General features: G+C 52.8%; 13 protein-coding genes. All 13 read right to left on the reverse strand.

The window, feature by feature from the left end:
- Nucleotides 1–248: 248 nt before the first annotated feature.
- The 13 genes from glmS to mnmG all read right to left on the reverse strand — a co-directional run bounded on the left by glmS (nt 249) and on the right by mnmG (nt 13,947).
- Nucleotides 249–2,078 carry a glutamine--fructose-6-phosphate transaminase (isomerizing) gene (glmS, locus tag SK51_RS04185; protein WP_023305127.1) on the reverse strand — a complete coding sequence of 610 codons (1,830 nt, stop codon included), beginning with the start codon at nt 2,076–2,078 and terminating at the stop codon, nt 249–251.
- Nucleotides 2,079–2,317: 239 nt separating this feature from the next.
- The gene (gene glmU, locus SK51_RS04190; RefSeq protein WP_023305126.1) at nt 2,318–3,688 is read right to left on the reverse strand and encodes a bifunctional UDP-N-acetylglucosamine diphosphorylase/glucosamine-1-phosphate N-acetyltransferase GlmU; all 1,371 of its coding nucleotides are present in this window, start codon (nt 3,686–3,688) and stop codon (nt 2,318–2,320) included.
- A 138-nt stretch (nt 3,689–3,826) separates the two neighbouring features.
- Complete coding sequence (locus SK51_RS04195; RefSeq protein ID WP_006177560.1) at nt 3,827–4,246, reverse strand: F0F1 ATP synthase subunit epsilon; 420 nt, start codon at nt 4,244–4,246, stop codon at nt 3,827–3,829.
- Nucleotides 4,247–4,266: 20 nt separating this feature from the next.
- Nucleotides 4,267–5,649 carry a F0F1 ATP synthase subunit beta gene (gene atpD, locus SK51_RS04200; RefSeq protein ID WP_003862362.1) on the reverse strand — a complete coding sequence of 461 codons (1,383 nt, stop codon included), beginning with the start codon at nt 5,647–5,649 and terminating at the stop codon, nt 4,267–4,269.
- Between the two features lie 31 nt (nt 5,650–5,680).
- The gene (gene atpG / locus SK51_RS04205; RefSeq protein WP_003862364.1) at nt 5,681–6,544 is read right to left on the reverse strand and encodes a F0F1 ATP synthase subunit gamma; all 864 of its coding nucleotides are present in this window, start codon (nt 6,542–6,544) and stop codon (nt 5,681–5,683) included.
- 51 nt (nt 6,545–6,595) lie between these two features.
- Nucleotides 6,596–8,137 (reverse strand): F0F1 ATP synthase subunit alpha, encoded by a 1,542-nt coding sequence (atpA, locus tag SK51_RS04210; RefSeq protein ID WP_006808751.1) that lies wholly within the window; start codon nt 8,135–8,137, stop codon nt 6,596–6,598.
- A gap of 12 nt (nt 8,138–8,149) precedes the next feature.
- Nucleotides 8,150–8,683: a F0F1 ATP synthase subunit delta gene (gene atpH / locus SK51_RS04215; RefSeq protein ID WP_003862369.1), complete on the reverse strand. Its 534-nt coding sequence runs from the start codon at nt 8,681–8,683 to the stop codon at nt 8,150–8,152.
- Between the two features lie 14 nt (nt 8,684–8,697).
- Nucleotides 8,698–9,168 carry a F0F1 ATP synthase subunit B gene (atpF, locus tag SK51_RS04220; RefSeq protein WP_003862370.1) on the reverse strand — a complete coding sequence of 157 codons (471 nt, stop codon included), beginning with the start codon at nt 9,166–9,168 and terminating at the stop codon, nt 8,698–8,700.
- A gap of 48 nt (nt 9,169–9,216) precedes the next feature.
- Nucleotides 9,217–9,456 (reverse strand): F0F1 ATP synthase subunit C, encoded by a 240-nt coding sequence (gene atpE / locus SK51_RS04225; protein ID WP_000429386.1) that lies wholly within the window; start codon nt 9,454–9,456, stop codon nt 9,217–9,219.
- A 49-nt stretch (nt 9,457–9,505) separates the two neighbouring features.
- Nucleotides 9,506–10,321, reverse strand: coding sequence for a F0F1 ATP synthase subunit A (atpB, locus tag SK51_RS04230; protein WP_022649873.1), 816 nt, complete (start codon nt 10,319–10,321; stop codon nt 9,506–9,508).
- A gap of 8 nt (nt 10,322–10,329) precedes the next feature.
- The gene (gene atpI, locus SK51_RS04235; RefSeq protein ID WP_003862375.1) at nt 10,330–10,710 is read right to left on the reverse strand and encodes a F0F1 ATP synthase subunit I; all 381 of its coding nucleotides are present in this window, start codon (nt 10,708–10,710) and stop codon (nt 10,330–10,332) included.
- Between the two features lie 616 nt (nt 10,711–11,326).
- Complete coding sequence (rsmG, locus tag SK51_RS04240) at nt 11,327–11,950, reverse strand: 16S rRNA (guanine(527)-N(7))-methyltransferase RsmG (protein ID WP_023305125.1); 624 nt, start codon at nt 11,948–11,950, stop codon at nt 11,327–11,329.
- Between the two features lie 107 nt (nt 11,951–12,057).
- Entirely contained in the window at nt 12,058–13,947 is a 1,890-nt protein-coding gene (mnmG, locus tag SK51_RS04245) for a tRNA uridine-5-carboxymethylaminomethyl(34) synthesis enzyme MnmG (protein ID WP_022649871.1), read from the reverse strand.
- Between the last annotated feature and the right edge of the window lie 352 nt (nt 13,948–14,299).

Here is a 14,299-nt window from a genome sequence, read left to right on the forward strand (position 1 = left end):
TGTTTAAGTGGCTACGATGAGCAAAATAGGACAAACAGGTGACAGATAAATGTACGAAATATGACAGTTTTATGACAAAGAAAATTTCACTTAAAAATAAGCAAAAATACATAGTTAAATCATAAACTTAATGATTATTATGACAGCTTGTTTTCAGTAATATTTTCTTTATGTGACACTGATAAAATAGCTGAAAATGACGGATTGTCATAAAAAAAGGCTCCACCGGATGGCGGAGCCTGGAAGGATTATTCTACGGTAACGGACTTCGCCAGATTTCGCGGCTGGTCAACGTCGGTGCCTTTGATCAGCGCGACGTGGTAAGCCAGCAGTTGCAGCGGTACGGTGTAGAAGATCGGCGCAATCACCTCTTCCACATGCGGCATCTCGATGATGTGCATGTTGTCGCTGCTGGCGAAACCGGCATCTTTATCCGCAAAGACGTACAGTACACCACCACGGGCGCGCACCTCTTCGATGTTAGATTTCAGTTTTTCCAGCAGTTCGTTGTTCGGTGCCACCACGATAACCGGCATATCCGCGTCGATCAGCGCCAGCGGACCGTGTTTCAGCTCGCCTGCCGCGTAGGCTTCCGCGTGGATGTAGGAGATCTCTTTCAGCTTCAGCGCGCCTTCCAGCGCGATAGGGTACTGATCGCCACGGCCCAGGAACAGAGCGTGGTGCTTATCAGAGAAATCTTCAGCCAGCGCCTCAATGCGCTTGTCCTGAGACAGCATCTGCTCGATACGGCTCGGCAGCGCCTGGAGACCGTGAACGATGTCATGCTCAACGGAAGCATCTTCGCCTTTCAGACGCGCCAGCTTCGCCACCAGCATCAGCAGAACGGTCAGCTGAGTGGTAAACGCTTTGGTGGAAGCGACGCCGATTTCGGTGCCCGCTTTGGTCATCAGCGCCAGATCGGATTCACGCACCAGCGAGGAGCCCGGTACGTTACAGATGGCCAGCGAACCCAGGTAACCCAACTCTTTAGACAGACGCAGCGCCGCCAGGGTATCGGCCGTTTCGCCAGACTGGGAAAGGGTGATCATCAGGCTGTTACGGCGCACAGCGGATTTACGATAGCGGAACTCAGATGCGATTTCGACGTCGCACGGCACGCCCGCCAGGGATTCAAACCAGTAGCGAGAGACCATACCGGAGTTGTAAGAGGTACCGCAGGCCACGATCTGAATGTGCTCGACTTTGCTCAGCAGTTCGTTGGCATTGGCGCCCAGCTCGCTCAGATCCACTTCACCATGGCTGATGCGCCCGGTCAGAGTGTTTTTAATGGCGTTTGGCTGTTCGTAGATCTCTTTCTGCATGTAGTGACGGTAAGCGCCTTTGTCGCCCGCGTCGTATTGCAGGTTTGATTCGATTTCCTGGCGCTTAACCTGCTCGCCTTTCGTGTCGAATACGGTCACGCTGCGACGTGTCACCTCGGCAATGTCGCCCTCTTCCAGGAAGATAAAGCGACGGGTAACCGGCAGCAGCGCCAGCTGGTCGGAAGCGATAAAGTTTTCACCCATGCCCAGACCAATCACCATCGGGCTACCGGAACGCGCGGCCAGCAGCGTGGACGGGTCACGGGAATCCATGATCACCGTACCGTAAGCACCACGCAGCTGAGGGATAGCGCGCAGCACCGCATCACGCAGTGTACCGCCCTGTGCCAGCTCCCAGTGCACCAGGTGAGCAATTACTTCGGTGTCGGTTTCAGAGACGAAGGTATAGCCGCGCGCTTTCAGTTCTTCACGCAGCGGTTCGTGGTTTTCGATAATGCCGTTATGCACCACCACAATGTGTTCAGACACATGCGGGTGTGCGTTGCCTTCAGATGGCTCACCGTGAGTCGCCCAGCGGGTATGCGCAATACCGGTGCCACCGTGCAGCGGATGTTCCTCCGCCGCCTGGGCCAGCATCTGCACTTTACCGAGACGACGCAGACGGGTCATATGACCTTCTGCATCGACGACAGCCAGACCGGCTGAGTCATAACCACGGTATTCCAGACGACGTAAACCTTCGAGAAGGATTTCAGCAATATCACGCTGCGCAACTGCGCCAACAATTCCACACATAGTTAGATTCCTGATTATGGCGTTATGCCATGCGTTGTCGCTGACCTGTATTTGCCCTTTCCGGGCACCCCGAGCCTTGTAGAGAGTGGGGTTATTTTTATGGGTACTGCTGGTGGGGGGAGGATTATGTTATCCCCTCACCCCAGCCCTCTCCCCAAAGGGGAGAGGGTGAAAACCGCACCATTCAGTTCCCCTCTCCCCTATGGGGAGAGGGTCAGGGTGAGGGGTGTATATTGTCGTTACTTTTTCTTCACCGGGCGTTTCCAGCCCTGCTTACTGACCTGCGGAACGCGGCTTAACACCAGCTCGTTCTCGGCCACATCGCGCGTAACGGTTGTCCCGGCGGCAATGGTCACGCCTTTGCCCACGGTAACAGGCGCCACCAGCTGGGTATCGGAACCTACAAACACGTCATCACCGATGATGGTTTTAAACTTATTGGCACCGTCATAGTTACAGGTAATCGTCCCTGCACCGATGTTTACGTTGTCGCCAATTTCCGCATCGCCCAGATAGGTCAGATGACCGGCTTTCGAGCCTTTACCGAGACGTGCTTTTTTCATTTCCACGAAGTTACCTACATGAGCGCCTTCCAGCAGCTCAGCGCCCGGGCGCAGACGCGCAAACGGGCCGATGGTACAGGCGGAATCCAGACGCGCATCTTCTACCACGCTGTACGGGCTGATTTCGCAGTCGTCACCGATCACGCTGTTTTTAATCACACAGCCGGTGCCGATTTTGACGCGGTTGCCCAGCGTGACGTTACCTTCCAGGATAACGTTAGTATCTATTTCAACGTCGCGCCCGTGGGTCAGCGTGCCACGCAGATCGAAACGCGCCGGATCGCGCAGCATAACGCCCGCCAGCAACAGTTTTTCTGCCTGCTCGGACTGGTAAATACGCTCCAGGCGTGACAGCTGTAGACGGTTGTTTACCCCGTCCGTTTCGCTGATACGCGCCGGATGAACGGCAGCAATCTCACGCCCTTCCTGGTACGCCATCGCAATGATGTCGGTGATGTAGTATTCACCCTGCGCGTTGTTATTATTGAGTTTGGACAGCCAGCGCTTCATATCCGCACCGTTCGCAATCAGGATGCCGGTGTTGATCTCCTGAATCTGACGCTGTTCGTCAGTGGCATCTTTATGCTCAACAATCCCGGTTACCTTGCCGTTTTCACGCGTAATGCGGCCATAGCCGGTTGGATCGTCCAGCACGACGGTTAACAACCCAATGCCACCCTGCGGTTTGGCTTCACGCAGGCGAGTGAGGGTTTCAACGGAGATCAGCGGGACGTCGCCGTAGAGCATCAGGATGTCTTCATCATCAGCGAAGAAGGGTGCAGCCTGCTGCATTGCATGACCCGTACCCAGCTGTTCTGCCTGTAGCACCCAGTTGAGATTGTCGTCACGCAGCGTTTTTTTCAGCAGATCGCCGCCATGTCCATAAACCAGATGCACCTGGCTGGCGCCTAATTCATTAGCTGCATCAATAACATGCTGCACCATTGGCTTTCCTGCCAGTGTGTGGAGCACTTTAGGCAGATCGGAATACATGCGGGTACCTTTGCCTGCGGCAAGGATCACCACGCTCATCGCACTGTTTAACATACGCATCCTGACGGTAGTTTGTGTGAGAAGTAAAAACGTTTGATGCTTAAAATTCTACATCTTTTTCATCATGAATTAAGGCCGAAAAAAAAAGCCAGCCTGGGATCCAGACTGGCTTTTGTGCTTTTCAAGCCGGTGTTACATCGCTTTTTTGGTCAACTCGATAACGCGCAGTTTCGCGATCGCTTTGGCCAGCTCCGCAGACGCCTGAGCGTAATCCACGTCACCATGAGAGCTGCTAATGTGCTCTTCAGCCTTACGCTTCGATTCCAGGGCTCGCGCTTCGTCGAGATCCTGGCCACGAATAGCGGTATCGGCCAGAACGGTCACACTGCCTGGCTGCACTTCAAGAATGCCGCCGGACAGATAGATAAACTCTTCATGACCGAACTGTTTAACGATGCGGATCATACCAGGCTTAATGGCGGTGAGCAGCGGTGCGTGACCCGGGAAAATACCCAGTTCACCTTCACTACCCGTTACCTGGATTTTCTCGACCAGACCAGAGAACATTTGTTGCTCTGCGCTGACGACGTCCAGGTGGTAAGTCATTGCCATATCACCCTCCGATTAAGGCGTTAAAGTTTTTTGGCTTTTTCCACGGCTTCTTCGATGGAACCAACCATGTAGAACGCCTGCTCTGGCAGGTGATCGTATTCGCCTTCCATGATGCCTTTAAAGCCACGGATGGTGTCTTTCAGGGAAACGTATTTACCTGGAGAACCGGTGAATACTTCCGCAACGAAGAACGGCTGGGACAGGAAGCGCTGGATCTTACGCGCACGTGCTACCACCAGTTTGTCTTCTTCAGACAGTTCATCCATACCCAGGATGGCGATGATGTCTTTCAGTTCCTGGTAACGTTGCAGCAGGGACTGTACGCCACGCGCGGTGTCGTAGTGTTCCTGGCCAACAACCAGTGGATCCAGCTGACGGCTGGTAGAGTCCAGCGGGTCAACGGCCGGGTAGATACCCAGAGACGCGATCTGACGGCTCAGTACCACGGTTGCATCTAAGTGAGCAAAGGTGGTGGCTGGAGATGGGTCAGTCAAGTCATCCGCAGGTACGTATACCGCCTGAACGGAGGTGATAGAACCAGTTTTGGTAGAGGTGATACGTTCCTGAAGAACACCCATCTCTTCCGCAAGCGTAGGCTGATAACCTACCGCTGAAGGCATACGACCCAGCAGTGCAGATACTTCAGTACCGGCCAGGGTGTAACGGTAGATGTTATCAACGAACAGCAGAACGTCACGGCCTTCGTCACGGAACTTCTCAGCCATCGTCAGGCCAGTCAGCGCAACGCGCAGACGGTTTCCTGGTGGCTCGTTCATCTGGCCGTAAACCAGGGATACTTTATCCAGAACGTTGGAGTCGGTCATTTCGTGGTAGAAGTCGTTACCCTCACGAGTACGTTCACCAACACCCGCAAACACGGAGTAACCGGAGTGCTCGATCGCGATGTTACGGATCAGCTCCATCATGTTTACGGTTTTACCTACACCCGCACCACCAAACAGACCAACTTTACCGCCCTTCGCGAACGGGCACATCAGGTCGATAACTTTGATGCCGGTTTCCAGCAGTTCCTGAGAGCTGGACAGCTCTTCGTAGGAAGGTGCCGCGCGGTGGATAGCCCAACGCTCTTCTTCACCGATGTCGCCTTTCATGTCGATTGGTTGACCCAATACGTTCATGATACGACCCAATGTTGCTTTACCTACCGGGACTTCGATCGGGTGCTCAAGGTCTTTCACTTCCAGACCACGACGCAGACCGTCGGAAGAACCCATGGCGATGGTACGCACGATACCGCCGCCGAGCTGCTGCTGAACTTCCAGCACCAGGCTCTCGTTACCATTTTGTACCTCAAGCGCGTCGTACACGCGTGGTACGGCGTCCTGAGGGAACTCGACGTCCACCACGGCGCCGATTACCTGGACAATCTTTCCAGTAGCCATCTTGAATCCTCTACGTAATTCGTAAACCTGGTTAAACCGCGGCGGCCCCCGAGACGATCTCGGTGAGTTCCTGAGTAATGCTGGCCTGACGAGCTTTGTTGTAAACCAACTGCAGCTCTTTAATCAGGCTGCCGCCATTATCGGTCGCGGCTTTCATCGCCACCATTCGTGCGGCCTGCTCGCTGGCCAGGTTTTCTACAACGCCCTGATAAACCTGAGATTCAACGTAACGACGCAGCAGGGTATCCAGCAGCGGTTTCGGATCGGGTTCATACAGGTAATCCCAGGCTTTCTGTTTCAGCTCGTCATCTTCTGATGCCGGTAACGGCAGCATCTGAGTGAGCGTAGGCACCTGAGACATGGTGTTAATAAATTTGTTGCTGACAACGTACAGTCTGTCCAGACGGCCTTCATCGTAGGCCTGCAACATCACTTTAACCGGGCCGATCAGTTCGGACAGGGACGGGTTATCACCCATACCGGTCACCTGAGCGACAATGTTGCCACCAACGGAGTTAAAGAAAGAGACGCCTTTAGAGCCAATCAGTGCCAGATCGCACTGAACGCCTTTATCGGACCAGCCTTTCATATCCGCCAGCAGTTTTTTGAACAGGTTAATGTTCAAGCCGCCACACAGACCACGGTCAGTCGACACCACCAGGTAGCCCACGCGCTTAACGTCGCGTTCTTCCAGGTAAGGGTGCTTATATTCCAGATTACCGTTTGCAAGGTGACCAATCACTTTGCGCATGGTCTCTGCATAAGGACGGCTGGCCGCCATGCGATCCTGCGATTTACGCATTTTGGAAGCGGCGACCATCTCCATCGCTTTAGTGATCTTTTGCGTGTTCTGGACGCTTGCGATCTTACTACGTATCTCTTTTGCGCCGGCCATGAGCTTCTCCTCAATGCCAGACGGCTTGTCCTGAGACAAGCCGCCGGACGATTACCAGGATTGGGTTGCTTTGAAGGAATCGAGGATAGCTTTCAGCTTGCCTTCGATTTCGTCGTTATAGCCACCGGTCTGGTTGATCTCTTGCATCAGCGGAGCGTGATCACGGTCGACGTAAGCCAGCAGAGCGGCTTCGAAGCTACCGATTTTCGCCAGTTCCACATCTTCGAGGTAACCGCGTTCAGCCGCGAACAGTACCAGGCCCTGCTGAGCAACAGACATTGGCGCGTACTGTTTCTGCTTCAGCAACTCGGTCACTTTCTGACCGTGGCTCAGCTGTTTACGGGTTGCTTCGTCCAGATCGGATGCGAACTGAGAGAACGCAGCCAGTTCACGATACTGTGCCAGCGCGGTACGGATACCACCGGACAGTTTCTTGATGATCTTGGTCTGAGCAGCACCACCCACACGGGATACGGAGATACCCGGGTTAACCGCCGGACGAATACCGGAGTTAAACAGGTTGGTTTCCAGGAAGATCTGACCATCGGTAATGGAGATTACGTTGGTCGGAACGAACGCAGAAACGTCACCCGCCTGGGTTTCAATGATCGGCAGAGCGGTCAGAGAACCTGTTTTACCCTTCACTTCACCTTTGGTGAAGTTCTCGACGTATTCCGCATTAACGCGGGAAGCACGCTCCAGCAGACGAGAGTGGAGGTAGAATACGTCGCCCGGGAATGCTTCACGTCCTGGTGGACGACGGAGCAGCAGGGAAACCTGACGATAAGCAACAGCCTGTTTAGACAGGTCATCGTATACGATCAGCGCATCTTCACCGCGGTCACGGAAGTATTCGCCCATTGCGCAACCAGCGTATGGTGCCAGGTATTGCAGTGCAGCAGATTCAGACGCGGTAGCTACCACAACGATGGTGTTAGACAGTGCGCCGTGCTCTTCCAGTTTACGAACCACGTTGGAAATGGTGGACGCTTTCTGGCCGATAGCCACGTACACACATTTGATGCCGGAATCACGCTGGTTGATGATGGCGTCGATTGCCATCGCGGTTTTACCGGTCTGACGGTCACCGATGATCAGTTCACGCTGACCACGACCGATTGGGATCATGGCATCAACGGACTTATAACCCGTCTGCACTGGCTGATCAACGGACTGACGGTCGATAACGCCTGGTGCGATAACTTCGATTGGGGAGAAGCCATCGTGCTCAACCGGACCTTTACCGTCGATTGGCGCACCCAGGGTGTTAACAACGCGACCCAGCAGGCCACGGCCAACCGGCACTTCCAGAATACGGCCAGTACACTTAACCTTCATGCCTTCGGCAAGGTCAGCGTATGGACCCATCACAACGGCACCTACGGAGTCGCGCTCCAGGTTCAGTGCGATAGCGTAACGGTTACCCGGCAGGGAAATCATCTCACCCTGCATACAATCGGCCAGGCCGTGGATGCGGATAACACCGTCACTTACAGAAACAATAGTACCTTCGTTGTGAGCTTCACTCACAACACTGAACTGAGCAATGCGCTGCTTGATCAGTTCGCTGATTTCGGTGGAATTCAGTTGCATGCTCCAGTCCCCTTAAGACTGCAAGACGTCTGCAAGGCGCTCAAGACGGCCGCGTACGCTGCCATCAATGACCATATCACCCGAACGGATGATTACGCCTGCCATTACAGACTTATCGATTTTGCAATTCAGCTTAACTTTGCGTGACAGACGTTTTTCCATCGCGGCGGTGATTTTCGCAAGCTGTTCATCACTCAGTTCAGTCGCGGAAGTTACTTCAACTTCAGCGGTAGCTTCACTAAGGGCACGTAAGTGCTCAAACTGCTCGAGAACATCCGGGAGCACACGGAGACGACCATTTTCCGCCATCACCTTAATCAGGTTCTGGCCGTTGGCATCCAGTTGCTCTCCGCACACGGCGATAAACGACGCGGCGAGGGTTTCAGGCGCTAACGCACCAGAAAGCAACTCGGCCATTTGTTCGTTTTTCGTCACCTCAGCGGCAAACGCCAGCATATTCTGCCAGCGATCGACATTTTGGTGTTCGACAGCAAAGTCAAAAGCTGCTTTGGCGTAGGGGCGAGCTACCGTAACAAATTCAGACATCAGCCCCTCCCTCCTTACAGTTCAGCGACAAGTTTGTCCACGATGTCGCTGTTAGCAGCTTCATCCACGGAACGTTCGATGATCTTCTCGGCGCCAGCAACAGCCAGAATCGCAACCTGCTTACGCAGTTCTTCACGAGCACGTTTACGCTCAGCTTCAATTTCAGCCTGAGCCTGTGTCACGATCTTAGTACGTTCCTGTTCTGCTTCAGCTTTGGCTTCGTCCAGGATCTGAGAACGGCGTTTGTTAGCCTGTTCAATGATTACCTGAGCTTCAGCTTTCGCTTTTTTCAGCTGGTCTGTCGCGTTGGCCTGTGCAAGGTCCAAATCTTTCTTAGCGCGTTCTGCGGAAGCCAGACCGTCAGCAATTTCTTTCTGACGTTTTTCGATGGCAGCCATTAAAGGCGGCCATACATACTTCATGCAGAACCAGACAAAGAGAATAAACGCGATGGCCTGGCCGAGGATTGTTGCGTTCATGTTCACAGCACAATACCTCTTAAATTTCTGTGGCTTGGGGTTTTAAAACAACTACTACGCGACAGCAAACATCACGTACAGACCCAGACCTACAGCGATCATTGGGATTGCATCCACCAGACCCATAACGATAAAGAACTGAGTACGCAGCAGAGGAATCAGATCAGGTTGACGCGCTGCGCCTTCCAGGAATTTGCCCCCGAGGATGCCGATACCGATCGCAGCACCGATAGCCGCCAGACCCATCATCACAGCGGCAGCCATGTACAGCAGATCCATATTCAGGTTTTCCATGACAGTCTCCAGTTTGTTTCAATTAAAACGTAGTAGTGTTGGTAAAAAATCAGTGCTCTTCAGACGCCATCGACAGATAGACGATCGTCAGAACCATGAAGATAAAGGCTTGCAGCGTAATGATCAGGATGTGGAAAATGGCCCATGGCACATTCAGAATCCACTGTGACCACCACGGCAGAAGACCCGCGATCAGAATGAAAATCAGCTCACCCGCATACATGTTGCCGAACAGTCGCAGACCCAGTGAAACAGGTTTGGACAGCAGGCTAACGCCTTCCAGGATCAGGTTGACCGGAATAAACGCCCAGTGGTTGAACGGCTGCAAGGTAAGCTCTTTCACAAAGCCGCTTACGCCTTTCATTTTGATGCTGTAGAAAAGAATCAGGATAAATACGCCCAGCGCCATCGACAGGGTGATGTTCACGTCGGCAGACGGAACCACGCGCAGGGCAGGCAGACCGAAGACATGCTCGCCGATCCACGGCAGGAAATCGATAGGCAGAAGGTCCATCAGGTTCATCAGGAAGACCCAAACGAACACGGTCAGGGCCAGCGGAGCAATCAGCTTGCTCTTACCATGGTACATGTCTTTGACGCTGCCATGGACGAAGCCGATGATCATCTCGATGAACGTCTGGAATTTCCCTGGAACACCGCTGGTCGCTCGTTTAGCAACACCGCGGAACATGGCCAGGAACAGAAGACCCAAAACCACCGAGAAGAACATGGAGTCGATGTTGATCGTCCAGAAGGTGGCCGGGGGGTTATGTGGATCCACCAGCGAGAATGTACGCAGGTCCAGCTGAAGGTTATTCAGATGGTGACCTATGTAATCCTGCGGCGTCATATTTTCTGAAGCCATGATGCCTTTTACCCTTTGTTATTGATTACAGCTGGAGCCAGAACTTGTACCACCAGCACCAAAACCCACGTTGCTATCAGCGGCATGAATACCACTTTCAAAACCGCCAGCGCCATCACCAGTAGAGCAAAGGTCAGCAACACCTTACACACTTCGCCGAGAGCGAAGGACCAGGCCACGCGGCCTTTGGCGGGTGTATGCGCCTGATGACGCCAGGCAAAAATCATAAACAACACGTTTGGCAGAACCACCGCCAAACCTCCGCACGCGGCGGAGATGCCCCAGAAGGGGTCTTTGAGGCTAAACAGCAGTCCACTTGCTATCACAGCCAGAAACTGAATGAACAGAAGCTTACGAGCAACGTTTCTACTCAAGAGCGACACAGACATCACGTTTTTACTCCTGCTCCCTTCGAGGTATGCCGCGTGTCGTATAAAACGTCCTTTAAGGCTCAGAGTCAAGCATCAAAAAGCGGTCAAATTATACGGTGCGTACCCGTGATTTCAAACATTAAGTAGCGAAAAGGTGAATAAATGTTTAAATATTTTTCTCCAGTCCTATTTTTCAACTTTTGAACTCAGTGCCAACCTTCAGGCAAAACTGCAAACAGCGCGGAAACGTTGGTGATAAAGCGTGCACGAGATCACAAAATACACATTTGCGATAAAGTGGTATTTATCAAAGACGTAAAACGATTTATTTCATCCGATTGAAATTAAAGAAAAAAAATCGCAACTATTTTTAAAACAGAGCCGTATACAACAAAAACCTTTTATTGACATTCTTAATAAATATTTAACATTTCATTCTTGTTGCCTTTACCCACTTTTAGCAGGCTGATATTTTCATGGTTGACTATCTTCAGGGTGAACGAATCACTTTAGGTTAACCATAAGAAAATCCATGGTGACAACAAGGTTAAATTAACTACGGCCAAATCAGACTGGATGTGCTGCTTTTTAACACCATCAGAACAGCACAAATTCCACATTTTTTATTAATTTTTTAAAATGTGTTTGGCTTAATTATCACCAGATGACGCTCACCTTCGAGCTGAGGGATCTGGAGTTTTTCAATGGATTCCACTGCAAAACCGTCCGGAAGCTGCTCTATTTCGTCCCCCGGAAGTTGTCCTTTCAGCGCATAAAAACGGCCCTTATTCGCCGGCAGGTGTTTGCACCAGCTCACCATGTCATTGAGTGAGGCAAATGCGCGGCTGATAACGCCGTCAAACGGTGGCTCTGCCGGGAACTCCTCTACCCTGCTCTGCACGGGCGTGATGTTTTCCAGCTTCAGCTCATGCTGAACCTGTCGTAAAAAGCGTACGCGCTTGCCCAGACTGTCCAGCAGCGTGAAATGACTCTCCGGTCGAACAATAGACAACGGAACGCCCGGCAAGCCCGGACCGGTGCCCACGTCGATAAAACGTTCACCGGTAAGATACGGCGCCACAACGATGCTATCGAGAATATGGCGAATCAGCATCTCGTTGGGATCGCGTACGGAGGTGAGGTTGTACGCTTTATTCCATTTGTTCAGCATATCGACATAGGCCACCAGCTGATTTTTCTGGTGATCGGTGAGCGAAATACCTGCCTGTTCCAGCAGACGAGAGAGTTTATTGAGCACGGTGGATACCTGTTGAGAGATTTTTCGCCCGGTGGCACTGCCGCTTACCGGGCCTACGATTAAGTAGGGCGGGTAAGCGAAGCGCCTCCCGCCAAAAACAATGTTAATTACGCGCTGCGGCGCAGCATACCCTGCTTTTTCAGCCACACCAGCAGAATCGAAATCGCGGCAGGTGTGACACCGGAGATACGTGAGGCCTGGCCAATCGACACAGGTTTGTGATCGTTCAGCTTAGCGATCACTTCGTTGGAAAGCCCCGTCACCTGACGATAGTCCAGCATTTCCGGCAGCAGCGTATTTTCGTTGCGCTGCTGTTTTTCGATCTCATCCTGCTGACGCGCGATGTAACCTTCGTATTTCACCTGAATCTCGACCTGTTCAGCCGCTTCAGCGTCTTCAAGGCCCGGTGCGAACGCGGTCAGTTTGACCAGATTCTCGTAGGTGACTTCAGGACGGCGCAGCAGATCTTCACCACTGGCTTCGCGCGAAAGCGGCGCAGTTAAGTGAGCGTTCACTTCAGCAGCAGTTTCCGCCTGCGGATTCACCCAGGTGGTTTTCAGGCGCTGACGTTCCTGTTCGATACGCTCCAGCTTCTCGTTGAAGCGCGCCCAGCGTTCGTCATCCACCAGACCCAATTCGCGGCCCACCTCGGTCAGACGCAGATCGGCATTGTCTTCACGCAACATCAGGCGATATTCCGCACGAGAAGTAAACATGCGGTACGGTTCTTTGGTCCCCAGCGTGCAGAGATCGTCGACCAGAACGCCCAGGTAAGCCTGAGAACGCGCCGGTGCCCAGCCCTCTTTCTCGGCAGAGAAGCGAGCGGCGTTCAGACCGGCCAGCAGCCCTTGTGCGGCAGCTTCTTCGTACCCGGTGGTGCCGTTAATCTGGCCTGCGAAGAACAGACCCTGAATGAATTTGCTTTCCAGCGTCGGCTTCAGGTCACGCGGATCGAAGAAATCGTACTCAATAGCGTAGCCAGGACGAACGATCTTCGCGTTTTCCATCCCCTGCATTGAACGCACAATCTGCATCTGCACGTCGAACGGCAGGCTGGTGGAGATGCCGTTCGGGTAAATTTCGTTCGAGGTCAGCCCTTCAGGTTCGAGGAAGATCTGATGCTGGTTACGATCGGCAAAGCGCATCACTTTATCTTCGATCGACGGGCAATAACGTGGGCCGATCCCTTCGATCACGCCGGCGTACATTGGGCTGCGATCGAGGTTGCTGCGGATCACGTCATGGGTTTTTTCATTGGTGTGCGTGATGTAGCACGGCACCTGCTGCGGATGTTGCGCCGCATTGCCCATGAACGAGAACACCGGCATCGGGTTATCACCGTGCTGCTGTGCCAGTACGCTGAAATCAATGGTACGCGCATCAATTCGCGGCGGCGTACCGGTTTTCAGGCGGCTTACGCGCAGCGGCAGCTCACGCAGACGACGAGACAGCGGAATCGACGGCGGATCGCCCGCACGGCCACCGCTGTAGTTGTCCAGACCAATATGGATTTTACCGTCCAGGAATGTCCCGACCGTCAGTACCACCGCTTTTGCGCGGAACTTGAGACCCATCTGGGTCACGGCGCCAACAACGCGATCGTTTTCCACGATAAGATCTTCTACAGCCTGCTGGAAGATCATCAGGTTCGGTTGGTTTTCCAGCGCGGTGCGCACAGCCTGACGGTAAAGCACGCGGTCTGCCTGTGCACGGGTGGCGCGAACAGCCGGACCTTTACTCGCGTTTAGTATCCTAAACTGGATGCCCGCATGATCGATCGCTTTCGCCATCAGGCCGCCAAGTGCATCCACTTCTTTTACCAGGTGTCCTTTCCCAATGCCGCCAATCGCCGGATTACAGGACATTTGTCCCAGCGTGTCGATATTGTGTGTCAAAAGCAGGGTCTGCTGACCCATTCGCGCTGCGGCCATTGCGGCCTCAGTGCCTGCGTGACCCCCGCCAATGATGATGACGTCAAAAGGATCCTGATAAAACATGGTGGTCTGCCTCGCGTAAAGCGGTATGAAAATGGATTGAAGCCCGGGCCGTGGATTCTACTCAACTTTAGTCTTTCGAGAAAGCATTGGGATCCTGGGCTATTAAAAAGAAGATCTTTTTATTTAGAGATCTGTTCTATTGTGATCTCTTATTAGGATCGCAGACCTTTGTGGATAAGTCCGATCCCATAAATAAGATCATGTAGTTAGGAAGGATCGTTTGCTGTGAATGATCGGTGATCCTGGACCGTATAAGCTGGGATCAGATCGCCACTTTATACACAGGTCAAAAACTAAACTAACGTTGTTCTTTGGATAACTACGGGTTAATACGAGCTTTTAACCAGAGTTA

The organism is Enterobacter sp. MGH85 (assembly GCF_001037655.1).
Classification (GTDB): domain Bacteria; phylum Pseudomonadota; class Gammaproteobacteria; order Enterobacterales; family Enterobacteriaceae; genus Enterobacter; species Enterobacter intestinihominis.